This is a genomic window from Paenibacillus glycanilyticus NBRC 16618, assembly GCF_004000805.1.
GTDB lineage: Bacteria > Bacillota > Bacilli > Paenibacillales > Paenibacillaceae > Pristimantibacillus > Pristimantibacillus glycanilyticus.
Genome location: NZ_BILY01000009.1, coordinates 146,035 through 172,701, shown reverse-complemented (window position 1 = coordinate 172,701; position 26,667 = coordinate 146,035). Strand labels below are relative to the sequence as shown.

The window sequence follows — 26,667 nt, the reverse complement described above, 5'->3', positions numbered from 1 at the left end:
TCAACAAAAATGGCAACTGATCATTGATCAGCTGCCATTTTGCTTACTTATTAATGGAAGACGCTTATTGTATGTCCGAGTTTATTATTCAAAGGGGTTAAGTCTCTTGTGATATCTTACGTTTTTTGCGAGTAAAATACGTCACTATGCATATGCTTGATTTTATCCCAGTTTCCAGGATTCATCGTGTCTGGAGAGCGGTGCTCCAGAATGGCCTGATATAGCAGGGTTTTTTGTTCCAAATGGGCAACGTGCTGTTTGGCTTCTTCAAGCCTAGCGATTGCCTCCTTTTTATGCTCCATCATGAGTGAATAGCGTTGCGAGAGGGTCGTATCCCCTTCAAGACAGAGATCAACGTACATTTTGATAACTTCAATCGGCATCCCGGATTGCTTGAGGCATTTGATGCCATGCAGCCAGTTGATCGATTCATCATCAAACATCCGAATATTGTTTTTATTACGTTGTACACTTGGAACCAGACCTTTATCCGTGTAAAAACGTACTGCGTGCTCGGTGAGTCCCGTTATTTGAACGGCTTCTTTAACTGTATACACGTGAAATCCCCCTTGAAAAATAAATAGTATAACAGCTTGACTTCGTGTAACACGAAGGTTCTAAGCTTAGTGTAACGCAAACGTGTCGTATCTGAAACCTCGCTGCAGCGTCCGATTTAGGAAGAGCGCCGTTTGCTGTTATACATTTGAACACGGGGAGGAATTACAATGCAATCCATAACATTAAACAATGGCGTGAAAATGCCGATCATCGGCTTCGGTGTTTACCAAGTACCTGATGCTGAAGAATGCGAGAAAGCCGTATATGAAGCGCTGATGGCTGGTTACCGCCTAATCGATACTGCCTCCGGTTATCTGAATGAAGAAGCGGTGGGCCGTGCGATCAAGCGCAGCAATATACCACGTGAGGAGCTGTTCATTACAACCAAGCTTTGGGTTCAGGATGCCAACTACGAGAGTGCCAAGCTGGCGTTTGCCAAATCCCTGAAGAAGCTCCAGCTCGACTATCTGGATTTATACCTTATTCACCAGCCTTTCGGCGATTACTATGGAGCTTGGCATGCGATGGAAGAGCTGTACCGTGAAGGCAAAATCAGGGCAATCGGGGTGAGCAATTTCCTGCCTGACCGTTTGATGGACCTTATCGTGCATAACGAAATCGTGCCCGCCGTCAATCAGGTCGAAACGCACCCGTTCTACCACCAGATCGAGAGCTCCGCATTTATGAAAGCGCAGGGAGTACAGCACCAGTCTTGGGCACCTTTGGCTAAAGGACTGAACAACTTGTTTGGGAACGAAGTACTGGTCTCAATTGCAGAAAAACACAACAAGTCCGTCGCTCAAGTCGTGCTTCGTTGGCTTGTTCAGCGTGGAATCGTTGTAATCCCGAAGTCGGTAAAAAAAGAACGGATCGTCGAAAACTTTAACATTTTCGATTTTGAATTGAGCACGGACGACATCGAACAAATTTCCACTCTCGATACGCGAAAAAGTCTTTTCTTATCGTACCGTGATCCGGAAGTTGCAAAGATGATGGGGAACTGGAAAGTCGATCTGTAAACTTGATTAAGCGAAAACTCAACATGCATTATCTTCATCTAAAAAAAGGACAGGGGTACCGTATTAGTTAAGAAATTTCAGCAGCCGGTCATTATTGACCGGCTGCGTTTCTAATTGAGATATCGTTCACCGATAGCTCCAGCTCCAGTCACCAACTTCTACACATTGCACCTCGAATCACTCAACCTTAGCTAGAACATTACCTTGCATTTCTTTTATGATTTCTAAGAATTGATCAACTTCCTGGGATGGATGTAATGGATATATCAAACCATATGGAATCTCTATATCCAAATCACTAGGGATCGTCACCAAAGATGGATGAATATCTGCCCAGGCCTCCAATGTTAGCATAACCGTATTACTTTCCTCGCAGCGATTAAACACATCAAGATCATAGAGACGCGGAACATCCTTAATTCGTATTTGAGGATGATTCATGATCAGGAAATCACGTATGTCATGAATGATCGCACTCTCGCCGCCGTTCACTATAGCCAATCTTTCCCCATACAAATCTTTGACAGAAAGTGTTTTTCTTGAAGCTAGCCTATGTTGCCGAGATACGGCAAAGCAAACACGGTAACTTCCCAGCTTAAGCATACGGTAGTAATCCTTCAAGTTATCTGTAAGAAATGGCCCCGCAATGATATCGAGTGATTGGCCAATCATGCGATAAGTGGTTGGGAGTGTATGTGCGTCATCTTCGAAATGAACGATGTTTATTCCGAATTGCGGGTATAGGGCGCCAATTCCATTCCACAATTCTATCAAAACATTACAGGGGTTAAGCATAGAAGTGCCCACCCGAACCATATGCCGATTGGTCTGTGCGGACTGATGCATACGGATAAGAGATTCTTGAAAATACTGCAGCATAAATTCTGCATCTTTGATAAAAGTTATTCCTGCCTTTGTGAGCCTGACACCGTGGTTGGTACGGATAAATAGTGGGATTCCAGCTTGCTTTTCCAACAAATTCATTTGCTTCATCACAGCGGTTGAAGAAATAAAAAGCTTTTCGGCTGCCTTAGAGAAGCTTCCGGACTCCGCCACTTGAACAAAAGTCTTCAGTTGCTCAATCATTCAGGAAGGCCCCTCCTTTTGTATAAACCATAAGTTAATACCATGCTAACTTATTTGAAATTCCGTATCAAGCTACTAAGCCGTAACATTAGAGGTGAACAAAAGAGAAAACAGAAGCTTTAAAAATACTACACACAGGAACGGCATTGGAGGATAATACTATGGAAAAAAAAGTCTGGTTTATTACAGGAGCCTCTCGCGGATTAGGGCGCATCTGGGCAGAGGCCGCACTCTCTCGCGGGGATATGGTTGCCGCGACCGCTCGCACACCGGAAAGCATCGTCGACCTTAAGGAACGTTTTGGAGACGCTGTTCTCCCCTTAGCGCTCGATGTAACGGATTCTCGTCAGGTCGAGCATGTCGTTCAGCAGGCTCACGCGCATTTCGGCAGGCTGGACGTCGTCCTAAACAATGCCGGTTATACGCTGGTTGGCACGACTGAGGAGGCTAACGAATCCGACGTCCGCGAACTATTTGACGCCAATTACTTTGGTACGCTTCGTGTCATCCGAGCTGCCCTGCCTCTGCTTCGACTACAGGGCAGCGGGCACATTCTCGGCGTATCAAGCGCCATGGGAATTGTTGCGGCGCCGCTCATTGGTTTCTATTGCGCTTCCAAATGGGCAGTCGAAGCGCTGCACGATAGCCTCGCTCAAGAGGTTAAAGGCTTCGGCATTAAGGTCACGTTGCTCGAGCCGGGCGCCTTTGCCACCGACTTTGGAAGCCCCTTGTCCATGAAGACATCACAAGTAATGGAAGTTTACGCTGAGCTTCGAAATCGGGTATCCACTCGTTTATCGACCGAAGAACGTGGCGATCCGAAGGCGACGGCCGAAGCGATTCTTCAAATCGTAGACGCCGAGGACCCACCTCTGCGGTTTGCGGTCGGCGCTGGGGTCTTGCCTTTGGTGCGCGAAACCTATGCCGATCGTTTAGCCACTTGGGAGACATGGGAAGCTGTCTCGAACGGAGCGCAAGGAAAGCCATAAGCCATCGGTAGTTTCGAATTCAACTCCTCTGCCCATTAGTTGAGAAACGTCAGCAGCCGGTCATTATTGACCGGCTGCTGTGAGAAACTGAATCGTACCGAGGGGCTTAATGAGTTTCCTATCTTTCAATGATTCCTGAAGTTATCTTCATACTTGGTGCATACGACAAAAAAACATCATTGTTAAAAGCTACCGACAAGGAAGATTCCAGCCTGTGTTCCTTTTGCGCTTCTTCAAGGGCAGCACCACGGTCCACCAAATTCTTAATAAACGGCTCTTCTTCCCCCGGATCAGCCCCGAAGCCATCTTCTTTTAGAGAGTTGTAAAGTACACTGTTTTTTTCAAAGTCAGAATTGGGATCTAAAAAATTTACCCTGTCGCTGACTCTACATTCGATTTGTCTAACCCCTAACTGGCTTAAATAAATAGGCAACTTAATTCCTATATTGCCGTCTCTCCCACTCCGTTGCGCATCCCTTTCATATAACTCCTGGAGGAACCCCAATTGCACTATATCTGATAGTGCATGACCTTCAAGATGATAGCTTGCCATGCTTGAGATCCAATGAGGCTCAAAGCAAATTATTCTGCCTCGATTCACCAAACTATCTATCATTTTTTGTAGTATTGCCTTTGGATTATCCATATGCAATAAGAAGGCATGGCAAACTACAACATCGTACGTTTTATTAAAATCCATTTCTTGAATATCACCAAGGATAAATTCTGTTTGGAATGGTGCGTTTCGAAAAATCTCTCTAGCTTGATCAATTAGCTTATCACCAGCATCTATACCCGTATACGTAGATCCCATAGGGAGTAGCGACATTAGCTTGGTTCCCAAATACCCATAGCCGCAGCCAAAATCGATGATTCGAACAGGCTTGTTGATATTCCAAACAGAGCTTATAAGGAAGTTTAAATAATCATCATTGTAATACAACCATCTGGTCTTGCTTAAATAATCAAATTTATCGTTCCAATAGTAATCTTCCATTCGGTTATCTCCTTAGGAGCAAAATAAATACAGGGCCTATGAGCAATCATTATCACTTTTACATCGCGCCGCGTTCGCATAATTACAATACAATTAATGCAAAAAAAGTAATAGACTTATGCTATTTTTTTTATAGAGTAGTATATATCCATGGCATTTATAGCAAGTCCTTTTAACCAGCACATAATGGTGTCCGTTTTACTTTTGAATGACCAGACCTATACTACGCAAAAATGGCAGCCGATTAAAAGATCAGCTGCCATTGTTTTGTTCTGAACTAACGTTTCCCATTTAGCACAACGACTTACTCTGTTAAATTTCGTGTTCCTCAACATAAAGCGGCATCAGAGAAGGCAAATCACACCTTATCGCGGCCTTTAAACAACAAAATGGTGCCGATAGCCATAGCCCCATAGCTACAACGAAATAATGAGCCTAATCCGACAGTGCTCGCATGATGTTGGATTTCGCCTCTGCCGCAATGGCTTCATTTCCGTCATCCACCGCTTGCATCAAGATCAGTACGGGGATATATACCGCGATCAGCCGAGCCAACAGCTTCGTTTCCTCGTCCGCTCCTCCGTAAGTTTCGAAAAACACGCCGCGAGCGTAAGGTGGTAAAAAGCTGTAAGCAACGCTCAAATCGCAAGCCGGATGGCCTACGCTCAGATCGCCCCAATCAATGATGCCGGAAACAATTCCGTTCTCATTCACAAGCATATTTTTGAAATGAAGATCGCCATGTAGCAGTACATTCACCGCCTCGACACGGTCCGTTTGTAGCCTGCTAATATACGCTTCGATCACACCGGACTCCTCCGGCGACAAGTGTTCAACCACCTTCGATAGAAAGCCCTCCAATTTCACTTTGCGCGATGCTATGTCCGTCAAGCTTCGATGATCTTGCTGAACTCCGCACTTCAGCGCCGCCTGCACCGGAAACTCATGCAATCTCCGCAAAAATTTCGCCAACGTTTCTGCCGATAAAGCCCGGCGTTCTTCCGTCAAACCGATGGGAAAATCTCCTGGCACGTAGGCATAGCCAAGAAATGGTGCCGGGTATTCCTCACTTTCTTCGCCATAAAATAACGGTCTCGGATAGGGGATGGTCATATATGCCTCCAGCTTCGGCAACAGCTTCCCTTCCATACGAATCGAGCCAACTGCAATCGTTCTTCTTGGAAACCGGAACACGTACTCGTCACCGATGAGAAAAACCGTATTGTCCCAGCCCCAGCCCAATCGCTTCACTTGCTTCGATGACAGCTGAGGGAATTGTCTGCCGATCAGCGTCCGCGCCTGCTCTTCGTTAACCTCCCACTCCGCATCCCATACATTCGTTCCTCCCATAAAATGTCTGCCTCCTCGTTCCTTACTTTATTTAGACGTTTACATTCCCTGGAAGTTACGCATAACTGCCCTTTAATTGAAAAACGTAAGCAGCCGGTCAGTATTGAACGGCTACTGAACTGTTTATGTTGAGCTACCTTCTCCTCCATAATTTGTTGCGTTAACCCTCTTTTACTCCATAAAAACGGCAGCGGATCTATAATCTGCAGCCGTATTATGCATGCTTTGAAACTAATGTCTCCCGTTAGTTGAAACCGTTTACTTATTTCCCTTTTCCGAATCCAAATAAAACCTTGCCTGTCATCGCATCAATTACGGTACTACTAATGTCCAAAGGTTGTTTTCCTGGTCTGGTGTCTGGTTTGTAGTCGTCTGGAAGCAGTCCTTTTAATGTGATTATCCAGACAGGTATTTCCGATATTGACTTTTTATTTTTCAATATTGGATTTGCTTCCATTGCGTCAATTGATAATGCACCTAATCCAACATTAGGCGCCGTTATTAGACCGTATTCAATATAAATACCTTTTGGTTGTATTGCGGTTTGACGCAATAAATCTTCAGCTATTCTACGCACTTCAGTTTTACCTGTTTTAGGGGCTATTTTTGTTGAGTTTAATGTAATACCAAGTTCTTCTAATTCTTTCTCGTCATAAGCAGAAGTATAATAAATGGGAGTAGTCGGTGACGATTCAGAATTGGACGAGGCACTTTCCACTTTACTCGCTTTATTTGCGCATCCTGACAGCGCACAAATTATCATTAAAAGTATAATGAACTTCTTGATACTAATCATCCCCCGTTCACAATTGTGCCTTTTACAATATCTTTTTGACGTTGGTATTATAAGGAAGGTTGCGTTAAACTGCCTATTAGCTGAACTGAGAGGAGTCATAATTATCCTGAATTGAAGAGTAATTTGGTAGGCGGTGTCTTCAAATTTTCAAAAACAAGTCTCCACGCTAAACTGCCCTTAACGTAATGAAGCTGCCGACCAGCGCCAGCAGCTTCTCCAGGTTATTTACTCAACTAACGTTCTCCGTCCCACCCACAGTCTACAACTATATTTTTTCAGTTTATCAAGACCTAAATTTAGATAAGTCAGATAACATAAAGGGTTCCACATATTATACATGACTAATATGTGGAACCCTTTATGTTTAACTATCGTTCAAATATGAGAAACGAATCCCCTAACAGTAACGTTAATCGTGTTTAGCGACTAAAAAACAAGTATATCAAGTAATTATCGAATGGGTTTAATCCTTCAAATTATCTTCCCCCCAATTATTCATTGCCTGTATAATTGGAAAAAATTTTAATCCTAAATCTGTTAATGAATACTCTACTCTTGGCGGTACTACCTTGAATACTTCACGATGAATTAATTTATCCTGCTCCAGTTCCCTCAACTGTTTTGTCAACATGGCCTCAGTAGTCTCTGGGAAACATCGACGGATCTCTCCAAAACGTCTAGGCCCCTCTGAGAGATACCATAGTAGTAAGAGTTTCCATTTCCCTCCTAAAATTTGTTGGACTTTTGTTAAACCACAGTCAGGTAAATGGAACTTCGTATTGTTAGTCACATTTCTCCTCCTAAAATAGCCTAATGAAATCTCATTACTATCAAAATACATAGTACCTATCAAAAATAACAGTACTTGTTATTATCACTCATAAGAAATAAGGTAATAGTACCACGTTTGCCGTGGTTTTAAAATAATTTGTTTCACGATGGAGGAATGGAAATTGAGCATTTAGGGTTCCTTTTCAATATGGACGCGGAAACAATCAGTAGAAAGGAGGTAGGCAGAACGTGGTTCAACGTTTATCTATATTGGATATGGCTCCAGTCGATCATGAGACATCAGCCAAACAAGCTTTAATAAATTCGGTTAATCTAGCGAGCAAAGGGGAAGAACTAGGTTACGAACGCTTTTGGGTCACGGAGCATCATAATCTTTCCTCCGTAGCCAGCGCTTCGCCCGAACTATTGATCGGTCAAATAGCTGCGAATACGCATCGCATACGGGTTGGTTCAGGTGGCGTCATGCTTCCCAATCATTCTCCGTTAAAAGTAGCTGAGAACTTCAAACTACTGGAGACGTTTTACCCAGATCGCATTGACTTGGGTGTGGGCCGTGCACCTGGAACTGACAGTAAAACTGCGCTTGCCTTACGGCGCTCTAAGAATTCATTAAACGCAGATGATTTACAGGAATTGCTTCGTGAATTAAGAGGATATGACCATCTTTCGGAGTCGTTGTCCGATGATTCATTTGCCCAGATCATTGCGATGCCACATGACGCACCACTTCCGCCAATCTGGATTCTGGGGTCCAGCCCTTATAGTGCCCAACTTGCTGCAATTAATGCAGCCAACTACTCTTTAGCATATCAATTTAATCCTGCAGGGGCAAAAGAAGCCATCTCATTGTATCGCAAGCTTTATCAAGCAAATCATGGAGTGTCAGCACCAGATGTTATTTTAGGCGTTTCAGTAATCGGCGGCGATACGGATAAAGAAGTAGAATATCAACAAAAAATCCTAAGTTTAAAATTTTTACAAAGCTTAGGGTACTTCAACGGTTTTGATCCACTGAAGGCACATGAGTTACGGTTTTCTGAGGCTCATCATCAAGCTGCACAATCGTTTTTATCTACGCTAGTAATAGGTACGTGGAGCGAATTAAAGCCGAAATTGGACTTCTTGGCGGATACCCTAGGTGTCCAAGAACTCATCGTGTCAACTGCCCAAGAAGGCTTTGATACGCGATTAAAACTGTATGAGAAACTTGCTGAGCTCTATAATCTAAAACCAAACTAAAAATATACCCAAGAAAGGTGATATCAAAATGAATAATCAAAAATTGATTTTAGTTACGGGCGCTACTGGATTACAAGGCGGTGCAGTTGCAAATGAAGCATTGAAACAGGGATTTAAAGTTCGTATTTTAGTTAGAGATAAAAATTCTACTAAAGCCCAAGCACTTATTCAAAAAGGGGCAGAAGCTGTAATAGGTAACTTCGATGACCCAACCTCTTTGGAAAATGCTATGAAAAATGTCGATGCTGTTTTCTCAGTGCCGATTTCTGGAATAGATACCAATGAAACAGATCGAGAGAGAAAACAGGCATTTGCATTAATTCAAAGTGCAATAAAAAGTGGCGTAGAACAATTTGTGCATACATCCGTTGCAGCCACAAGCAGATATACGCAATTTCCAGAATGGGGAACAGGTTACTGGTTTGAAAAGTATTGGACAGATAAATGGGATATAGAGGAAGCTGTTCGTTCAGCAGGTTTTCCTTTATGGACTATCGTGAAACCAGCATGTATTATGGAAAATTTCACTTCTGAAAAATCTGCATTCATGTATCCTGACTTACAACAAGGGGAAATAAAAACGGTTACGTTTGCGGATACACCTATAGATCACATTGCAATTGAAGATCTTGCTTCTTTTGTTTGTGCAGCCTTTGCAGATCCTAAAAAATTCAATAAACATAATATTGAGTTAGCTGCCGAATCGATTTCATATAAAAAAATTGCCGAGATCATCTCGGAAGTAACAGGAAAACAACTTAAAATCACAACACTTGGTATTGAAGAAGCATTAGAGCAAGGAATACATCCATTAGCTGTACGAGGTGAGCAATGGAATAACGTAGTTGGTTATAATGTAGATATTGATTTATTGAAGACTTACAATATCAAATTAACTTCGTTTAAAGAATGGGCAGAAAAAAATAAAGACAAGTTTAAAATAAATTAACCGCCATTTAGTTGAAAAAAGCAGCCGCCCATTGTGAGCGGCTGCTTTCACATTTGTAACGAGTTAAGGTTTTTCTTCTTTTTAATAAGCACATTTTTATTATTACTTTTCAATTAAACTACCAGTTAGCTGAATAAAGGTAACAGACATTCCCTCAAATCTTTTGATAGACCTCTGCATAGGAAAACTTAAGCTGTTCTCGCAACTTTTTATTTTCATCTTCGAGCTTCTTCATCTTTCGTTTTAACGCAGCAATGATGGCGTCCTTATTGTTTTCATCCATCTCTTGCTTGATTTGTTTTGGTGTCGGTACTAGAGATTGCTGCTGACGAAGCGATTCAATGCGCACACGTATCTCAGGATTGTTATAGAGCGTTGCTTTGCTTACGCCAGAATCAGTTGCTACACTATTAAAATTGATGCCCTCTTTGGCTTTTACAAGCCGTCTAATCGACTCATCCACTCTTTGTATGGTTTTTGCTTTGCGAGCCTCATGAACCTGCTTTAAATGCGCTCTGCGATCGTAATCAGACATGTTTTACACCTTGCTTTCCTTTGATACGCTCCACTCGCCCAAAGACGATGTTGCCTTTCCTGATCGTCTCATAGATGCTGGTCAGACGATCAAGGTTCTTTTGGTTTTTCTCCGCAATTTCGTCGCGGCCGTATTGTTTGGCAACTTCTATCATTTTTGAGGTGGATTGAATATGAATTTCGTACTTAGGTAAGTCCATATCAGAGAGACCTACAGCTAAGTCTTTACAAGGGCTGCCGCCGTTACAAGTTAAACAGGGGGGTTCTTCCGCGTATGGGCAATTTCCGTTTACACGGGCCCGACAAGAGCCGTAGGGATTATCAATCGCATTTAGCTTTTGATCACGCCAGAGCGTTTCCAGGATATCGTATGGGATATCTTCATCCTTATGGATCTCATGTATTTTCCCATTCATATCAAAGCTAAATACGCCTTGTTTGACAACTGTTTCAAACGCCCTTCGCTTAGTATTGTCCAGAAGTTTGGCATAGCGCATTGTCATCTCAGGAGATGCATGCGCCAATAACTCTTGAACGATTAATATATCTGCCCCGCCGTTGAGCATCTTAATAGCATAGGTATGACGAAATTGATGAGTTTTAAAGTAGAATACGTTTCCGCATTCATCAGTGATGTTCGCATTTCTTGCCAGACAATTCAATTTCTCTCCAACCCAGAATTGAGAATATGGTCTGCCTTTTCTGGAACCGCGAAATCGAATAAAGACGTATTTATCCGGATTGTTATCCTCATTGCTGTTCTCAATTGATTTTTTTATTAAAGCCGCTAACATATTAGCTAATTCATCATCAATTGGGATACGATGGCCCTTCACATATGTCTTTTCAATATCAGTTTCAATGTAGTATTTTCCATTGATTCTTACTAAACAATCTTGTGTTAATCCCAATACATCTGAGATACGCAAACCAGTCTTGAATGCTATCCATACCAGAGGTTGGACCTCTGGATGCAAATAATTTAAGTTAGCAAAAAGTTGTTCTAATACATTTTCCGGTATGTAATCAATTTGATCGTAAGGTTTCTTTTTACGTTTTGGTCTGTCTTCGGGAAAAAGCAGTTGTCTTGTATTCGTTTTAGGAGCGATGTCATATTCATAACGCTGAATGTCATCCAAAAACTTACTTACGGCTGATAGATTGTATTTAATGTATGATTCAGGGTTTGAATTACGTCTTGTAAGCTTTTTTGCACTTTGGTGAAGCGATTCAATATATTTTAAAATATGGCTTCTTTGAAGATCTCTTAAGTCATTCCATAAAGGCTCTAAGTTGCAAATGAAGTTTAAGAATCCAGGAATAACATTCATATAAATTACTGCAGTAGACCAAGAGAAACTGTTCTTGTTTAAAAGACGTTGTTTAAGGTACCCTTTAACATTACTCCGTATTAAGGGGTTCCATATTTTCGAGAAGTCAACAAAATGTTGAGATTGTGACTTAATATAATTAATCCCATATGTAGCATGCAAAGTACGGATGTCCCAACGTTCTTTATCCCACTCCTCGCGAGTATCAATAAGTTTAGATATAGTAGAATGCATATGTCTTAAAAAGTTGGTAATTGAACATTTGACTATTTGTTCACCGTATACGTCATGTTTCCTTATGGTTTTTGTAAGAATATTTTGATTCTCCAACCAGAACAACCACTCCTGGTCCGCCTTATCAATGTTCAAATCTAGCAAAGATTCTAGTCGAGGATGTTTTTCATTAAGAAATCTTGTGAGACGGTTTATGTTTGTGAAATTAGTTCCGAATAAGCTTGAAAAAGACCATTCATCACTAAATAACTTATTGAACACAACATACTTCATTTCAAGATTAACAAACGGATTATTAAAATCGAACCGAATGTTTTTATTAGATCGATTATATTTGTTTCGTTGATCCTGAAAATTTGTTATTGAACCTATTATTCCTACAGTCCAAGTATTTTCAGTCAAGAAATAGGGGTCCTCAACTTTGTGAAATGACACGGATCCATCATCATGAACTAACCTCTCTTGATAGCTGGAAATCTCTTGTTCAAGCCGATTATAATGCAACCTAATCGCATTGACTTGTCTTTTATTCTGTAACACCACTGTCAGTTATCTCCTCTGGTTGTATATTGCCAAGCTGAAATGCATGCTGAGCTTTTTCCCAATTCTCACGAATATCTTCTTCCGATGGATGGACATACATGTTCATAGTTGTTTGAATATTGGCGTGGCCTAATCGTTCTTGTACTTGTTTGATGTCTTTCGTTTGACGGTAGTATATTGTTGCATGCGTGTGCCGCAGCAAGTGAGGGTGAATATGCATCCCCGTTTTCTTACGCAGCACTTTAAATAAGGCGCGTACATCACGGTCATTCATCGGTTGTCCCACTCGGTTTCCCCGTAGTTTAACAAATACGAAATTCGTATCGATTTCAAGATCATCAATCACGTTGTATAGGTAGTCGTCGTATAAATCCATGAGTCCCTGCGAAACAAACAATTCCCGTTCACCCGTCTTGAGTTTAGCTCCATTCTCCAATTCACCGCGGTCCGTTAAACGTATTCGATGACCATTCTTATGATCGAATACGAAGTCTTCCATGAAGAGTGATAATGCTTCCCCGATACGTAGTCCCGTTTCAAACAACAGCTGAATCAACAATCGATCACGAACGTTCGTTGTGGACTCGTAGATGTGTTCGACCTCCTCCTTATGCAAAGCCCTAGGTTTTCTTCTGGGTTCTTTCAGCTTTAAAACGTTCTTATTCGTCGGTTTTCCTTCATTGACATGATGTAGGAATCCCTTATATTTACTACGACCTCCTCTAAATACCTGTCTTACCAGTTTATCTACCATATCGTTTTGGATCTCTTGAATACGGAAAAAGTAATCATATAGGTTTGTTACCACTGTGATTAAAAGATTCACTGATTTTTCTGTTCTTTTCGCTTCAATCTGATGTAAAGGAGTAACTTTCCCACTTTCAAACGGATTACGCAACCACCCTACAAAGTCAGCAAGATCCTTAACACCTACTTCTTTATAATCTAACTTCTGCTCTTCAAGATAAGTGAAATACTGTTTTAATGCATAGCAATAAGTCTTAAGTGTGTTGTTACTTTTACCTGTCTGATCCAGGTATTTTAAATACTTCATCACAGGAACAACTGGAACACCTACCTCATCCAACAACAAATATCTCTTTTTATTATCATTAAGAATTACTTCTTGGACTCTCACAGCGCCACTCCCAACGAAAGCATTTATCCTCAATATATTAAACAATTTATATTATTTTTTTAAGCCATAGTTAATAATTCTTTTGAACAAAAAATAGAGGAGATTAGCTCATATAATGAACTAACCATCCTCTATTTACGTTACTACAATTAACATGGTCTAATACTATATTTTTCAGTTTAATACTTTATTTTTTCAAGACAGCAGGTCACAATTGTGACCTGCCATGGCTGTTTTTTGTGTGTTTTGATTGTGAATTTTACACTTACATTCATTTTTGCACATCAAAAATCTTGCTGATCATACCGACAGATCCCAGCGCATTCATAACCTCGGTCGGAACAAAGATCGTCGACGCCTTCCCCTCTGCCATTTGCGCTAAGGCTTCGAATGACTTGTAAGCTAAAATTTGCGGATCTAAGCCTGCCTCTTTGATTGCTTCGATCCGAGCCCGCTCCGCCTGCGCGACATGTCTTATCGCTTCCGCTTTCCCCATCGCTTCAAGCTCCTGCGACTTCTGCTTGGCTTCCGCGTCCAAGATTTGCCGCTTCTTCTCGGCTTCTGCTGCCAAGACGACAGCTGCTTGTTGGGCTTCTGCGCGCAGAACGGTCGCCTGCTTCTCCCCTTCCGCCTGCAAAATGCTGGCGCGCTTCTCACGCTCCGCTCTCATCTGCTTCTCCATCGAATTTTGAATATCCGCTGGAATTCCCAACTGCAAAATTTCTACCCGATCAATCCGAACGCCCCAATTCTCCGATGCATTATCGAGCGCCTGCCGCAATTCTGCTTGAATGCGGTCACGGTTGGACAATATTTCGTCCAGCTCCATCTTCCCTATCGTGGCTCGCAGGGCGGAAGCGACAATATTGTGGATCCCTTCCACATAATTCGCAATGCCATACGTTGCCAGCTTCGGATCGACTACTGTAAAAAAGGTTGCCAGTTCGACGCCGATGGCCACGTTATCCTTCGTAATCACCGATTGCGAAGGTACTGTTTCCTGCTTCATACGAAGATCATGACGGATCCGAACTCTGTCGATAATCGGAATGATGAGATTTACCCCGGCATGCAGCGTGTTTGAATATTTGCCTAACCTCTCCACAATCGCTACCGATTGCTGAGGGATTATGCGAACGCCTCTTGCAATAATGACAACAACAATCACGAGTATGATAATAAATACGATTACGCCTGTCATTTATTATCGGCTCCTTTCTACAATCAGTTTTGTTACGCCTAACCCCTTAATTCGCACTTTCTCCCCCTTGCTTATCGATTCATCCGCGACGGCCGACCATATTTCACCGTTCACGCTGACTAGTCCAATCTCGCCGCGTACAATATCTTGCACGACAAAGGCTTCTTGGCCGATCAGCCTTTCTTTAATCTCTGGCATCTTATCCGTTGAAGTAGGAATGACTTTGCGTATAATTGGAATTAACCATACGTACATCAGAAATGCTGAGCCCACGAAAACAAAACATTGCACTAGAAATGAAGTGTTTACGAACACCATACCTAGCGCGATGAGAGACGAAATGGAGAGCAACAGAAAATAAAAGGTACCTGTATTCAGTTCAATCAACAAGAAAATAGCGAACAGAATAAGCCATCCGATCCAAAGCATAGTCCCCCTCCCTTACATGATTCCATAGTACATGGCTATGTGAGACAGGAATAAAGTATGCAGTAGACTACCTAATCCATCATTGCAAGTGGGATTTCCGGCGAAAACATACCTTTGGACAATATTACCAACATTTTCCTAATCATTGGCATCGGAATGCGCATTACAAATAAACATAACCAGCCATTGACGTCTACTTGCACCCCCTATATAATGGCGTTAAATCAGCAGAGGGGAATGAGTTCATACGAGGGAACGATTAATGAATCTAGAGCAGCGCCTCACGAACCAACATCATATGGATTTATTTTTACACACGAAGCACACGATCAAAGCCATTGATGATTTGTCTGAGCAGCATCGGCTGCTGAGCGCCGCTCATGCAATCAGCGGCTATAAGATTATCGGCGACGAAGAAGTTCTGTTCTACGATACACTAGCGCTAGTGAAAGAGCAGATTTTGCTGACGTTGGAGAGGACATTGGATGACCTTGAGCACAAAGGAGACAAATATCACGAGAAGAATTTTAAAGATGGTGTGGAGTGACAAACACGGAAGTTGTGTCTTGAATACTCCGGCCGTATATCCAGGCGACGATGAAGCATTATTAGAGCAGCCGTGGCAGGTCACATCATGACTTGCCACGGCTGTTTTTTTGTGTCCCTTTGTGAATCACACTTTAAGAGCGCTTCTGGAGGAGATTAATGTGAACCGCACAAAAATCATTGGATTAAGTCTATTAGCGCTTGGAATTCTTGTTTTGAGAAAATAAAGTATTAGACTGCCCCCTAAAAACGGAACAGCAGCAGTCATGGACGTGAAAATAAAGTCCTAGACTGCTGCTGTTTTTGAACTAACGTTCTCCGTTAGGGAGCTTAACGCCGTTGCCTAGTCTAGAACTTTATTCTCACAATCGAATACTTTATTTCAGTCTAATTTTTTATTTTCCCAAGACAGCCGCAGTCTGTGTATTGTTGGCTCGCAATGAACCGAAATTCAAAACAAAAAGCTACCAAATTTCAAGCCGGTAGCTTTTCAGATCGCAGACGGTCTATGCATCACCAATCTCCGTTCTCAGATATACATATCTACTTTACTTTATTTAATAAATTCGTCACCATTCTGCTCAATGTACCTTGATCGACGAAAGGAGCAAGACTTGCCAGCAGATCCGGGCTAAGATGTTCACCTTCAACTCCACCAATCAACTTCTCGAGATTTTCCCTGTCCAGAAAAGGTGCGAGGCTTACGATCCGGTTCGCATCGATGGTGCCATCTACAACCCGGTCTACCAAACGACCTAATGTTTCTCTGCTAATAAAAGGTGCCAGCCCTTGGACGGAATGCCAGCTCAAGCTGCCCTCTTCGGCTACTTGTACCAACCGATCCACTTGCTCCCTACCCAGGAAAGGTGCGAGGCTTACGATCCGGTTCGCATCGATGGTGCCATCTACAACCCGGTCTACCAAACGACTTAATGTTTCTCTGCTAATAAAAGGTGCCAGCCCTTGGACGGAATGCCAGCTCAAGCTGCCTTCTTCGGCTTCTTGTACCAACCGATCTACATGTTCTCTTCCAAGAAACGGGGCAATTCCAACAAGATTGTGCACTTCTAAGGAACCGTCAATCGATTTATCTACCAGTCGGCTTAATGTGTCGCTGTTGACGAACGGAGCGAGTCCAGTAATGGCATTCCACTCAATTTCGCCCTCTTCTGCCTGACGAACCAGTTCATCCAATGTATCTGCTCCAAGGAACGGAGCCAGCCGCATGATCACGTCTAACTTAAGGACGCTGCTGTCTAATCGTTCTGTAACCTTATGCAGAGCGCTTGCCTTTACAAACGGCGCTACTTGTACAAGCTCTTCCACCTTCACCTTTCCGGTATTGACCATCTCTGCAACTTGTACCGGCCTGTTCTCTGCGATCTCCTTAACGATCGTTCCCAGGTGCTGGTGCTCTCGATTTTCTGCGTTGTCTTCTGCATTTAAGATGTCGTCTACTGTTTTGCCGAATAACCTCGCTAACTGCGGAAGCGTTCCGATATCCGGTAGCGAGTCACCCCGTTCCCATTTCGATACCGCTTGATGACTTACATTCAGTTGATCGGCAAGTTCCAATTGGGTCAGATCTTGGTCTTTGCGAAGCTTCGAAATATAAGCTCCAATTTTACGCAAGTCGAGCATCGTATACCTCCGATAAAAGAAAATGTACAGTGCGCACTGTCCAAAACAGCATAGCATTTCCGCAAACCCAATCCTATCAAGCGCTGGTTGAATTGTCACATCCGCTTTATTCAACTGCCGGTAGAATTGTCCAGATTGAAAATCGCCAGAGAGGGTAGGCATATGATTCTGCATCATCTGCGAGATCTGGAATCCACATACCCTACACTACTTTTGTCACCTATCATTTAGTTTTTTCTACAAATCATTTCCGTTATCCTGTCAAATCGTTCAATAAAAAACAACTGCCGATTGATGTAGGACTGTGTAGCAAGATCAATAACGGAGACCGATTATTCTGCCAGCAGGTCGCTAACACCAGATACAAAAAAGGTTGAGCAGAAGGAATTCCTTCTACTCAACCTCTTCGTCAACCAACGATTAGTGACCCATCATCATAGCCGGATCGACTTGCTCAACATCCGGAACTTCCTTCTGTGGCTTCGGCTTGCGAAGGAACAGACTGAACAGGATACCGAACAGAACCAGACAGAACGACAGCAAGAACGTGTCGCTGTATGCGCTGACTGCAGCATCCACTGGATTGCCGTTGGCACCAAGCGTCTTCATATGATCCGCTGCGCGTGTTGTCATGTAACCAGTCAGGCCAGCGACTGCGAACGACGTAACGACTTGCTGCGCTGCTGTCGTAAGCGGCGTAACGCGTGTCACGAGGTGACGAGGCGCCGAGTTCAATACGTGCGTGTTCAGTGACATCATCGACAGACCCATACCGCAGCCGATCATGAACAGCGGAATGAGGACCATGATAAGCTTTGTATCGAGAGCGATGTTGTGGAGCAGGAACATCGCGCCACTTACGAGAGCCAAACCGACAATTGCGAGTGGACGCGCGCCGATCTTATCAAACAGACGACCGCCGATTGGCATGAAGATCATCGAGCCGATCGCTTGCGGAAGCATGATAATCCCTGTTTCCAGCGGCGTGTAATTGCGAATCTGCTGCAGGAATACTGGCATCAGAATCATCGCGCCGAACAGCGCAATTTGAACGATCCAGACCAGAAGCGTGCCGCGAGTAAAGTCCGATGAACGGAACACGCGCAGCTCAAGCAGCGGCTGCTTATGACGCAGCTCAACAAAGATAAACAACAGTAATGCTATGCCGCCGACAATAAGCCCCCACAGCGTGTTTTCCGCTGACCAGCCCACACGTCCGCCCTCGCTTACGCCGTAAGCGAGCGTTGCAAATGCGATTGGGGCAAGAATCATACCAATAATGTCCAGAGCAGGTGCTTTACCTTGCTCGAAATTCGGCAAATACTTCATACCAACGAACAGAGCGACAATACCGATTGGCAAGTTAATCAAGAAGATCCAGTGCCATGATACCGCGTCAATCAGCCAGCCCGACAGAATCGGACCCAATGCTGGAGCAAGCAGCATCGGTATACCTAGCATACCCATAACCGAACCGCGCTTCTCCTGAGGAGCAAGTCGGAAAATAATCGCCATACCAATTGGCATAACCATACCGCCGCCAAGACCTTGAATGACGCGGAAGATGATCAATTGTTCTACCGTTTGTGCCGCTCCGCAAAGAACGGAACCGAGCGTGAATAGCGCAATTGTAATAAGGAATATCCGTTTCGAACCGAATTTATCGGTCATCCAGCCGGCAAGTGGTATTACCGCCGACAATGCAAGTGTATAACCAGTGAACGTCCATTGCACCGTGTTAATCGTCGCGTCAAACTCCGTTTGAAATTTCGCCAGCGCTACGTTAACGACTGTGCTGTCTAGAATAACCATAATCATACCGACGATGACGGCCATGAGCGGGGCAATAATGCTCTTGATCGAGAATTCGGATGATAATGATGCCGCTGCTGTTTGCTTAGACATCTTTCTACCTTCTCTCCATGAAAATTCTTCTCTTTACTTTCATGACCGAAGGTTTTTATTGAAAACTCATCAGTCATGACATACAATATTCTCATCAAAAGACATTCCGTTGTCAATCTTTTTTTGAAGAGGGGAACTACCATGAGCTTGCTTAAAGAGAAAATCATCGGATCGGCCATGCAAATCTTCTCGAAAAAAGGCTACGCGGCCACTTCCATCCAAGATATCGCGAACGACTGCGGCATAGCCAAAGGATCATTATATAAATTTTTTGCATCTAAAGAGGACTTGCTCGTTGAGGTGTATCGTTCCCGGACGCAGGTGATGTTCGAGGAGTCTGATCGAATAAAGTCGAATCCGGAGCTGTCGCCGCGAGAGAAATTCGTGCTGCAGACGCACCGCCAGTTTGAATTTTTTCTGGAATTTAAATACAGCATAAAGGACTTCTACGAACTGCCCATGAAAGAGGATGGCGCCTTCTCCAAATTTCTTCAACAGATGCGCTCGCAAATGCTGGTTAATTTTGCTGAGCTGATGATTAGTGTATACGGGCCGGAAATTGAGAAAAACAAATGGGATTTAATCGCCCTATACACCGGTATTCTCAAGGAATATATGATTATGACCACACTCATCAGCAGCCCGTTCAATTATGCTCGTATGGCGAATTTCGTCGTTGATCGTATGGATGAGATGGTCGCAGGCATTAAGAAGTCCACACACGAGCCGATCCTAGATGCCGAAGTCATGTCACAGTTCGTCGCAAGAGGGATGAAAGGCTGTCACGCGCCAGCCGGCGAGCAGCTGCATGCGACGCTGACCAAGCTCATGACCAGCATTGAAGAGCTCCAAGTGACGAACGCCCGCAAGTCCGAGCTGCACGAAGCGGCCCATCTGCTGCAAGAGGCAGCGGCTGACGAGTCGCCGCGGATGGTGCTCGTTCGCGCTTTGCTCGGCCTGCTGCAATCGCAGCATGAATTGGTCGCAATTGCCTCGCAGCTTGAGAGACTATATGAGTCCAAACATACGAAATTGCTCACATGATGGTAAGCCCATCAAACAGTTGCAAGCCCAGACTCGGGTCAGCCTGGGCTTTCTTGTGCCACTGACATAAACCGAAAAGAAATTTTAAAAAAACTTAAAAGACGCACCCTTCTCTGATTCTGTCTATTTTTGATGTTACTTCAATGAATTTTCATGGTAGTTTAATAACTCGTGCATTCCCGGGGATCATGGGATTGTATAGAAGTTCTTATCCTAATACGGCTCTTTAAAAGGTAAGCCTGGCTATATACTTTTTTACATAGTCTCTTAGTGTTGGATTGTGAAATACTTTCATTGCAACCATTGATGGTAAGCTCTTCTCGATCATTTCATCTATCTGTTTTCGTCTTGCTCCGATTCAGCAGAATTTGTACCAAGGCAACCTGAAGCAGCAATAGGAATTGGTGAAAATTATCTGATCGGATAGAAACACCGTTTGAGATCATGCACTATAACCCGAAAGATGGACACTTTGAAAAGTGACCGTTCTTTCGGGTTCTTTGCTTTGCCCAGCAATTTACGATGTTTTCCCCCTCTTTGTCGAAATGTTATAATTGATCATGCGAAAGGAGGGGCTTACCTATATGATGTACCGCCATTATTTTTTGCCACGCTTCGAGGAATTCGATTTTTTTTGTTTTCCTCTTGCCCTCGGGAAATACACGCGGCCAAGTGATCAGGATGTCAATCGCGAAACGGGGCTTAGAGATTTCAGTTTGCACCTCGTTGTTGCAGGCAAGGGATATATCGAGCTGGACGACACTGTCCATGCATTGAAAAAGGGCGACGTCTTCCTCCATTGTCCGCAGCAGAAAATGCGCTACTACACCTCCGAAGACGATCGTTGGGAAATCTATTGGCTGCAGTTTAACGGAAAAGGACTCGCAGATTTTTTACTGGAGAGAGGATTTCGCGAACCGTCCATATGGTATATGAATGATTTCACGATGCTGGAGCAATCCTGGCTCGAGCTGCTTGATGAAATTGAACGAAACCAGTTCTCGCGGCCGGCCAAAATCTCCGCTCTGACTTACGCCGTGCTGATTGATTTCATGTGCAATGCGATTCCGTTTTCCAATAAGAGAGGGACTCAAAATGTCGACCGGATTATTCAGCTCTTGCCCTCCATGCAAAAAAACGCCCATCTTCCTTATATTCTGGAAGAATGGTCGGATAAGGTAAATCTGACGCCGAACTATTTCTGTAGCCTGTTCAAAAAGGTAACCCGGATAACGCCTCTCGCCTACATAACGAAATGCAGAATTCAAAACAGCAAACATAAGCTTCTCGCCGACCCGCATATGTCTATCAAAGAAATTGCAATCGACTCCGGGTACCCCAGTGTCAGTTATTTCAATAAAATATTTATGGAGATGGAGGGCGTAACCCCGGGAGAATTTCGCAAGACTCACTTAAAATGAAACTAACAAATCTGATGAAAAGCGCCGCAACCGCAAAGAAGGGGCTGAAGTAGGCTTCGGCCCCCGAAATGGCTATTGATTTAATTTATCGTTAAACATCTTGACAACTTCTTCGTAGTCGCCCATCTTCTTCAACTTATTCTGGAAATCATCCCACTCGGAGAATTTCATTTCCCCTTTGATAAACTTAATCATCGATTCGTTCACGTATGTGTCAATAGGAGTCATGATGCTAGCCTTCTTATCGTTTTCGTCTTTCGTAAATACGACACGCGGCGCAAAATCGTTAGGGGAAACTGCATCTTTTGCATAGGTTCCATTTGCGACCCAATAGCTGATTTCCTCTGCTTTCCCATCATGGTAGAACGTAGTAATGCTGCCCGGATCGGTGTATTTGGCGAGTTTGTCTTGAGGTGTCCATACGATACCTGCCCGAGCTTTGTTAGTCGTACCCACACCGTACTTGTTCAATTCTTCATAAATATTCGATGCGTTCAAAATATTTGGTGCTAATTCCTTCTTACCGTCTTTAACCACGTACGTGGTCCCTTCGACCCCCCAGTTCATCAGGTCCATCATTTTTTCGGAGTATTGATGATCGATCAGCTTAGCAAGAAGCTCAGGATGTTTCGCTTTAGCGGAAATCACGATACCGGAATCGTTGTTCAGTCCTTTGCCACTCGGCTCGGCCCACTGCTGCCAGCCTTTCCCGTATTTCGAAGACGGGAACAGAGAATTGGTCCATTTCACTGAGGCTTGGTTGTTCGTATTGAATTCGGTAACATATCCTGAAAAAATATCCGGGTACATAAAGGTTTTGCCGGTTGTTGCTTTCGGTCTGGACTGATCCAGATCGTCTGTCATGAAGGCTGGATCCAGCAGTTTTTCCGAATAAAGTTTGTTTATAAATTGTAAAGCTTCTTTAAAGTTCTCTTCTGTCGGGCCGAAAACGAATTTTTCACCGTTATAGTAAATCCCGCTATTCGCATGGAACGAGTTGAAGAAGCCGTTGTAGAGCAGCCACGGTTGGCTGATACCAACCGGATACACATCGGGATACAATTCCTTCAGTTTTTTTGCGGCATCATAAAACTCATCAATTGTTTCGGGAATTTTGATTCCGTTCTTTTCGAAAATATCAAGCCGATATGCCGGATTAAATTGGGACGGTTCCAAGTCTGTCGGATTATTGTAGCCGTCGAAGAAGGCATATATCTTTTTATCCGCGGAGTAAAGATACTTCTCCGAATCAGGCGTTGCTTCTACGAAGGTTTTATAGTTCGGATTTTCATTAACGTATGGAGTAAGGTCTGCAAGAAGCCCTTCCGCACCGTAATCATCGATCTGATCCTTTCCTTGAACAAGCATGACATCGGGAATTTCTCCGCTCGCCAACATCACCTTCGATTTTTCGGTGTATTCATTTCCCCATTGCAAGCGGTTCCACTTAATGTTCAATTTGACTCCCAGATAGCTCTCCATTTCCTTTTGCCATTCTTTTTGAATCAATGTGTCCGCAGGATCGACACCGAATTTAGGAATCATGACTTCGAAGCTTAATTCTTTGACGCTGTTGTTATCCTGTGTATTTGCGCTTTCCTTCGTGGTACCAGATTCAGAGCTATTATTATTGCTGCAGCCAGCCATTAACGTTACTGTCATCATAAGTGCAATTACGATCATCCAACCTTTTTTCACTGTTCAACCCCCCTGTTTACTTGTTAATAATGATGGTCATCCCTTAATAGAACCAACCAATGCGCCTTTGACGAAGTACTTCTGCACGAAAGGATACATACATAGTATCGGTGCCAGCGTCACGATAATCGCAGCCATCTGGATATTCTTGGGATTCACTTCCCTGCCGATTACCATTTTTTGAATGTCCTGCGACGAAGCTCCGCTATCCTCGATGATAAGACTGCGTAAAAACATCTGAAGCGGATACTTACTTTCATCTTTCAAATAGAGCAGCGCATTAAACCACTCGTTCCAGAAAGCGACAATAGAAAACAATGCGAAAGTGGCAAGCAGAGCTTTCGATAAAGGCAAATAAATGCGAAATAGTATCGTAAAGTCGTTAGCCCCGTCCATTAAGGCGGATTCGCGCAGTTCAGCAGGGATATTTTGGAAGAATGATCGGTAAATGAAAACATTGAAAGCGCCGATACAGCCGGGAACAACCATAACCCAAAATGTATCCAACAAGTGCAAACTTCTCATCAACATGTACGTGGGTATCATTCCGCCGCCGAAGAACATCGTCACCGCAAGAAAAACCGTAATGAATTTCTTCAATCGAAAATTTGCAATCGTCAGCGGATACGCCATCAGAGAAGTCATAAGCAACGTTAGCAAAGTTCCCGCTGTTGCGTAAACAATCGTGTTTTTATAGCTGATGTACAAATTGGGCTTCTCCAATATCACTTCATACCCCACGGTGTTGAAGCCTTTCGGAAACCAACCCACATCCCCAAGATCAATATGATCGGGAGAGCTGAGCGATATCGCGATAACGTTCATGAGCGGGTATACCATAACGATGACCAGCAGGATCATGAAGCCATAATTCGCTACGTCGAACAACCGGGAACTGAAACTTTGTTTGTAATGCATCGTTAATCACCTACCATAGACTCGAATCGGAAAATTTTCTTGCTATTTTGTTCGTAATGAAGATGAGACAGAAAGCCACGACGGACAGCATCAACCCTACCGCGGTTGCATACTCCAGTCGTCCGCCCTGCAAACCTTCACGATACACGTAAGTTCCGATCACATCGGCAGTTTCATACGTAGCTGGATTATACATAAGCATGACTTTCGTAAAATCGTTCCCGAGAATACCGCCTACGGCCAATATAAACAAAATGATGGTTGTCGGTAATATGCTGGGCAGTGAAATGTGCTTCATCTTCTCCCAACGATTCGCCCCGTCGATAGACGCAACGTCGTACAGGGTAGGATCGACATTGCTTAATGCAGCCAAGTACAGTATCGTCCCCCAACCGATCCCTTGCCAAATACCCGAACTTATGAAAATGGTTCGAAAATATGGCGATTCCGACAAAAAATTGATGGGCTCCATTCCGAAGAATTCGGTAATATGATTCACTAGTCCGTCCACTGAAGTGAATTCCTTAATCATCCCGACGACAATCACTGTTGAAATGAAGTGCGGAAAGTACGATACCGTTTGTACAAACTTCTTGAACTTCATACTTCGCAGTTCATTAAACAGCAGCGCCAATATGATTGGGGCGGGAAACCCCCACAGCAAGCTGTAGACGCCAAGCAACACTGTGTTCTTAACGGTGCGAATGGCCATTGGATTATCCCAAAATTGCGTAAAATACTTAAAACCTACCCAAGGGCTGTCCCATACCCCTTTGGCCACACTGTAATCCTTAAATGCAATAAGAATCCCATACATGGGAAAGTAGCTAAAGATCAAGACGAGAAGAAAGCCTGGCAAAACCATCATGTATAAATATTTCTGACTCATAAGCGACCGCGCCAAAAATATCCCCCCCTCTCTAAAGAACGAAAATACCTTCCGGCCGGAATGGTAACGTAATATTACGCTCTTTAGGTGAATTGTATACGTTTGCATTATGCATATCAATAAAAATATAAAACGATCTATACAACAATATTACGATTTATAATCGAATAAAAAAATGACTGTAACGCATTTTTTCGTAATGTAAAAGGAGTATCCTTCGGGACGAAGGATACTCCTAAAAATTGTATAAACCTTTCCGCGTTGACTGCCCAGTTGGGCATAAATGAAGTAGTTGATGCTTTTTCATGTCCTAAATAAAAAATGATGATGTGCTGATCACGTGGTTCAGCTCATACATAACATGGTGATAAAGGAAGGTGATAATCATCATGCGAGTGATCATTACTTTAGCATGTACGGAATGCGGTGCCCGTAATTACACGACAATGAAAAACAAGAAAAATAATCCGAGCCGCCTGGAGCTTAGCAAATATTGTCCTTCTCATAAAAAGATGACGCTTCATCGAGAGACAAGATAAATAAGGAAGGGAGCATATCCCTCCGATAGTAACTTAATCAGAATTTGCGTCCTGCTCGCATCAGCATGACCATCATCTCTTCACGGGCCGCTCGGGTCGAACCTGGTTGTGCGCTTGTCGCTTATGTATAGAAGTTCTTGTCTTGAGCAGACGACAAGGACTTCTATACAAAAAATAAAAAAGCCGCAGTTTATGCGACTTCCGTTGTAATCACTAACCTCGTAAATGAAATCCTTTATCCATTATCCGTGAGATTCAGATATTTTCTTACCTTCTCGACATTCTTTCCATTACCCGCTCCAGCAAGCGAATAGTGCCAAACTTTATCGCCAAAGTAATCATTAAAGGCAATATCTAAATCATTTAGGATACGGTACGCATACTGTATAGCTTTCAGGTCCTCACGCATGACACCGAATGTAAGAAGGTCTTGTGCATTTTGTAAATCCTCTCTTAAAAAGTCACTTGAAAGCGGCGGAACGCCATCCAATTTGTCCACGGCATCCTTTAACTGTTCCTTATCAGAATCCGTAAATTGAAATTCCTCATCCGCACCCCAGCCGAGTAAATCATCTAATATTCCATGAACTTCTGCGATAGTTGCTTTAACCTCTAACGGCACCTCATTTAACATAGGTTTACTTTCAGCTCTGATGACTACCCCATCATTCCCATAGTAGGTGCGTTTGGTGTATTGGACGCATAAAACAACGGATACAACAACAATAGCAATAACGGCCAATTCCCCTAGTTTAGACATCTTCACATTCTATCACCAGCCTAATATGTTTCATCGTTTCTATTTAGATTTAATCCACATTTTACCATAATCAACACAAGGCTTAAATAAGGTGTCTTCTTTTTAAATATATTGCGACGAG

The 26,667-nt window shown here is 43.2% G+C and carries 25 protein-coding genes; 8 read left to right on the top strand and 17 right to left on the bottom strand.

Annotated elements, in window-relative coordinates:
- Positions 1–116: 116 nt before the first annotated feature.
- Positions 117–557 carry a MerR family transcriptional regulator gene (locus tag PGL01S_RS09555; protein ID WP_127493861.1) on the bottom strand — a complete coding sequence of 147 codons (441 nt, stop codon included), beginning with the start codon at positions 555–557 and terminating at the stop codon, positions 117–119.
- Between the two features lie 168 nt (positions 558–725).
- Here PGL01S_RS09555 and PGL01S_RS09550 point away from each other — a divergent pair, with 168 nt between their 5' ends.
- Complete coding sequence (locus tag PGL01S_RS09550; protein ID WP_127493858.1) at positions 726–1,577, top strand: aldo/keto reductase; 852 nt, start codon at positions 726–728, stop codon at positions 1,575–1,577.
- Positions 1,578–1,754: 177 nt separating this feature from the next.
- Here the strand turns inward: PGL01S_RS09550 and PGL01S_RS09545 are convergent, their stop codons facing one another.
- Entirely contained in the window at positions 1,755–2,663 is a 909-nt protein-coding gene (locus tag PGL01S_RS09545; RefSeq protein ID WP_127493856.1) for a LysR family transcriptional regulator, read from the bottom strand.
- 161 nt (positions 2,664–2,824) lie between these two features.
- Here PGL01S_RS09545 and PGL01S_RS09540 point away from each other — a divergent pair, with 161 nt between their 5' ends.
- A complete protein-coding gene (locus tag PGL01S_RS09540; protein ID WP_127493854.1) occupies positions 2,825–3,652 on the top strand; it encodes an SDR family NAD(P)-dependent oxidoreductase in 828 nt (275 codons plus the stop codon).
- 118 nt (positions 3,653–3,770) lie between these two features.
- Here the strand turns inward: PGL01S_RS09540 and PGL01S_RS09535 are convergent, their stop codons facing one another.
- From PGL01S_RS09535 to PGL01S_RS09520, 4 genes are all read right to left on the bottom strand, one after another.
- The gene (locus PGL01S_RS09535; protein WP_127493851.1) at positions 3,771–4,649 is read right to left on the bottom strand and encodes a class I SAM-dependent methyltransferase; all 879 of its coding nucleotides are present in this window, start codon (positions 4,647–4,649) and stop codon (positions 3,771–3,773) included.
- Between the two features lie 435 nt (positions 4,650–5,084).
- Positions 5,085–5,999, bottom strand: a complete 915-nt coding sequence (locus PGL01S_RS09530) for a phosphotransferase (protein WP_127493849.1) — start codon at positions 5,997–5,999, stop codon at positions 5,085–5,087.
- A gap of 262 nt (positions 6,000–6,261) precedes the next feature.
- Positions 6,262–6,795, bottom strand: coding sequence for a hypothetical protein (locus PGL01S_RS09525; protein ID WP_127493847.1), 534 nt, complete (start codon positions 6,793–6,795; stop codon positions 6,262–6,264).
- Positions 6,796–7,258: 463 nt separating this feature from the next.
- Positions 7,259–7,585, bottom strand: a complete 327-nt coding sequence (locus tag PGL01S_RS09520) for a winged helix-turn-helix transcriptional regulator (protein ID WP_244935557.1) — start codon at positions 7,583–7,585, stop codon at positions 7,259–7,261.
- Between the two features lie 230 nt (positions 7,586–7,815).
- On the opposite strand from PGL01S_RS09520, the gene PGL01S_RS09515 reads away from it, so the two are divergent.
- Together PGL01S_RS09515 and PGL01S_RS09510 are read left to right on the top strand one after the other, a co-directional pair.
- Positions 7,816–8,826: an LLM class flavin-dependent oxidoreductase gene (locus PGL01S_RS09515; protein ID WP_127493843.1), complete on the top strand. Its 1,011-nt coding sequence runs from the start codon at positions 7,816–7,818 to the stop codon at positions 8,824–8,826.
- 28 nt (positions 8,827–8,854) lie between these two features.
- The gene (locus tag PGL01S_RS09510) at positions 8,855–9,775 is read left to right on the top strand and encodes an NmrA/HSCARG family protein (RefSeq protein WP_127493841.1); all 921 of its coding nucleotides are present in this window, start codon (positions 8,855–8,857) and stop codon (positions 9,773–9,775) included.
- A 154-nt stretch (positions 9,776–9,929) separates the two neighbouring features.
- Here PGL01S_RS09510 and PGL01S_RS09505 read toward each other — a convergent pair whose 3' ends face one another.
- From PGL01S_RS09505 to PGL01S_RS09485, 5 genes are all read right to left on the bottom strand, one after another.
- Positions 9,930–10,310, bottom strand: coding sequence for a DUF6262 family protein (locus tag PGL01S_RS09505; protein ID WP_127493839.1), 381 nt, complete (start codon positions 10,308–10,310; stop codon positions 9,930–9,932).
- Positions 10,303–12,417 carry a tyrosine-type recombinase/integrase gene (locus PGL01S_RS09500; protein ID WP_373864153.1) on the bottom strand — a complete coding sequence of 705 codons (2,115 nt, stop codon included), beginning with the start codon at positions 12,415–12,417 and terminating at the stop codon, positions 10,303–10,305. The genes PGL01S_RS09505 and PGL01S_RS09500 overlap by 8 nt, the downstream gene beginning before the upstream one ends.
- Positions 12,401–13,555 (bottom strand): tyrosine-type recombinase/integrase, encoded by a 1,155-nt coding sequence (locus tag PGL01S_RS09495; protein ID WP_127493837.1) that lies wholly within the window; start codon positions 13,553–13,555, stop codon positions 12,401–12,403. The genes PGL01S_RS09500 and PGL01S_RS09495 overlap by 17 nt, the downstream gene beginning before the upstream one ends.
- Positions 13,556–13,826: 271 nt before the next feature.
- Positions 13,827–14,756, bottom strand: a complete 930-nt coding sequence (locus PGL01S_RS09490; RefSeq protein WP_127493835.1) for an SPFH domain-containing protein — start codon at positions 14,754–14,756, stop codon at positions 13,827–13,829.
- Between the two features lie 3 nt (positions 14,757–14,759).
- Positions 14,760–15,185 (bottom strand): NfeD family protein, encoded by a 426-nt coding sequence (locus PGL01S_RS09485; protein ID WP_015846462.1) that lies wholly within the window; start codon positions 15,183–15,185, stop codon positions 14,760–14,762.
- A gap of 262 nt (positions 15,186–15,447) precedes the next feature.
- On the opposite strand from PGL01S_RS09485, the gene PGL01S_RS09480 reads away from it, so the two are divergent.
- The gene (locus PGL01S_RS09480) at positions 15,448–15,732 is read left to right on the top strand and encodes a hypothetical protein (protein ID WP_127493833.1); all 285 of its coding nucleotides are present in this window, start codon (positions 15,448–15,450) and stop codon (positions 15,730–15,732) included.
- A gap of 542 nt (positions 15,733–16,274) precedes the next feature.
- On the opposite strand, the gene PGL01S_RS09475 is transcribed toward PGL01S_RS09480, so the two are convergent.
- Positions 16,275–17,372 (bottom strand): helix-turn-helix transcriptional regulator, encoded by a 1,098-nt coding sequence (locus tag PGL01S_RS09475; protein WP_164775429.1) that lies wholly within the window; start codon positions 17,370–17,372, stop codon positions 16,275–16,277.
- Positions 17,373–17,792: 420 nt separating this feature from the next.
- Positions 17,793–19,277 (bottom strand): DHA2 family efflux MFS transporter permease subunit, encoded by a 1,485-nt coding sequence (locus tag PGL01S_RS09470; RefSeq protein WP_127493829.1) that lies wholly within the window; start codon positions 19,275–19,277, stop codon positions 17,793–17,795.
- A gap of 141 nt (positions 19,278–19,418) precedes the next feature.
- On the opposite strand from PGL01S_RS09470, the gene PGL01S_RS09465 reads away from it, so the two are divergent.
- Both PGL01S_RS09465 and PGL01S_RS09460 read left to right on the top strand, forming a co-directional pair.
- Positions 19,419–20,321 (top strand): TetR/AcrR family transcriptional regulator, encoded by a 903-nt coding sequence (locus tag PGL01S_RS09465; RefSeq protein ID WP_164775428.1) that lies wholly within the window; start codon positions 19,419–19,421, stop codon positions 20,319–20,321.
- A 584-nt stretch (positions 20,322–20,905) separates the two neighbouring features.
- Positions 20,906–21,742, top strand: a complete 837-nt coding sequence (locus PGL01S_RS09460; RefSeq protein WP_244935556.1) for an AraC family transcriptional regulator — start codon at positions 20,906–20,908, stop codon at positions 21,740–21,742.
- Between the two features lie 72 nt (positions 21,743–21,814).
- Here the strand turns inward: PGL01S_RS09460 and PGL01S_RS09455 are convergent, their stop codons facing one another.
- Genes PGL01S_RS09455 through PGL01S_RS09445 form a run of 3 tightly spaced genes read right to left on the bottom strand, consistent with a single transcriptional unit; the run spans position 21,815 to position 25,247 of the window.
- Complete coding sequence (locus tag PGL01S_RS09455) at positions 21,815–23,440, bottom strand: type 2 periplasmic-binding domain-containing protein (protein WP_127493825.1); 1,626 nt, start codon at positions 23,438–23,440, stop codon at positions 21,815–21,817.
- Positions 23,441–23,476: 36 nt separating this feature from the next.
- Positions 23,477–24,358: a carbohydrate ABC transporter permease gene (locus PGL01S_RS09450; protein ID WP_127493823.1), complete on the bottom strand. Its 882-nt coding sequence runs from the start codon at positions 24,356–24,358 to the stop codon at positions 23,477–23,479.
- Positions 24,359–24,368: 10 nt separating this feature from the next.
- Positions 24,369–25,247, bottom strand: a complete 879-nt coding sequence (locus PGL01S_RS09445; protein ID WP_127493996.1) for an ABC transporter permease — start codon at positions 25,245–25,247, stop codon at positions 24,369–24,371.
- Positions 25,248–25,636: 389 nt separating this feature from the next.
- Between PGL01S_RS09445 and rpmG the strand changes: the two genes are divergently transcribed.
- Entirely contained in the window at positions 25,637–25,786 is a 150-nt protein-coding gene (rpmG, locus tag PGL01S_RS09440) for a 50S ribosomal protein L33 (protein ID WP_015844858.1), read from the top strand.
- A gap of 235 nt (positions 25,787–26,021) precedes the next feature.
- Here rpmG and PGL01S_RS09435 read toward each other — a convergent pair whose 3' ends face one another.
- Entirely contained in the window at positions 26,022–26,546 is a 525-nt protein-coding gene (locus PGL01S_RS09435; protein WP_127493821.1) for a hypothetical protein, read from the bottom strand.
- Positions 26,547–26,667: the final 121 nt, after the last annotated feature.

Coding starts and splice junctions, on each gene's coding strand:
- PGL01S_RS09470 (WP_127493829.1), bottom strand. CDS start 19,277: ATGTCTAAGCAAACAGCAGCGGCATCATTATCATCCGAATTCTCGATC.
- PGL01S_RS09550 (WP_127493858.1), top strand. CDS start 726: ATGCAATCCATAACATTAAACAATGGCGTGAAAATGCCGATCATCGGC.
- PGL01S_RS09530 (WP_127493849.1), bottom strand. CDS start 5,999: ATGGGAGGAACGAATGTATGGGATGCGGAGTGGGAGGTTAACGAAGAG.
- PGL01S_RS09535 (WP_127493851.1), bottom strand. CDS start 4,649: ATGGAAGATTACTATTGGAACGATAAATTTGATTATTTAAGCAAGACC.
- PGL01S_RS09505 (WP_127493839.1), bottom strand. CDS start 10,310: ATGTCTGATTACGATCGCAGAGCGCATTTAAAGCAGGTTCATGAGGCT.
- PGL01S_RS09540 (WP_127493854.1), top strand. CDS start 2,825: ATGGAAAAAAAAGTCTGGTTTATTACAGGAGCCTCTCGCGGATTAGGG.
- PGL01S_RS09545 (WP_127493856.1), bottom strand. CDS start 2,663: ATGATTGAGCAACTGAAGACTTTTGTTCAAGTGGCGGAGTCCGGAAGC.
- PGL01S_RS09510 (WP_127493841.1), top strand. CDS start 8,855: ATGAATAATCAAAAATTGATTTTAGTTACGGGCGCTACTGGATTACAA.
- PGL01S_RS09480 (WP_127493833.1), top strand. CDS start 15,448: ATGAATCTAGAGCAGCGCCTCACGAACCAACATCATATGGATTTATTT.
- PGL01S_RS09460 (WP_244935556.1), top strand. CDS start 20,906: ATGATGTACCGCCATTATTTTTTGCCACGCTTCGAGGAATTCGATTTT.
- PGL01S_RS09490 (WP_127493835.1), bottom strand. CDS start 14,756: ATGACAGGCGTAATCGTATTTATTATCATACTCGTGATTGTTGTTGTC.
- PGL01S_RS09465 (WP_164775428.1), top strand. CDS start 19,419: ATGAGCTTGCTTAAAGAGAAAATCATCGGATCGGCCATGCAAATCTTC.
- PGL01S_RS09450 (WP_127493823.1), bottom strand. CDS start 24,358: ATGCATTACAAACAAAGTTTCAGTTCCCGGTTGTTCGACGTAGCGAAT.
- PGL01S_RS09435 (WP_127493821.1), bottom strand. CDS start 26,546: ATGTCTAAACTAGGGGAATTGGCCGTTATTGCTATTGTTGTTGTATCC.
- PGL01S_RS09525 (WP_127493847.1), bottom strand. CDS start 6,795: ATGATTAGTATCAAGAAGTTCATTATACTTTTAATGATAATTTGTGCG.
- rpmG (WP_015844858.1), top strand. CDS start 25,637: ATGCGAGTGATCATTACTTTAGCATGTACGGAATGCGGTGCCCGTAAT.
- PGL01S_RS09485 (WP_015846462.1), bottom strand. CDS start 15,185: ATGCTTTGGATCGGATGGCTTATTCTGTTCGCTATTTTCTTGTTGATT.
- PGL01S_RS09445 (WP_127493996.1), bottom strand. CDS start 25,247: ATGAGTCAGAAATATTTATACATGATGGTTTTGCCAGGCTTTCTTCTC.
- PGL01S_RS09475 (WP_164775429.1), bottom strand. CDS start 17,372: ATGCTCGACTTGCGTAAAATTGGAGCTTATATTTCGAAGCTTCGCAAA.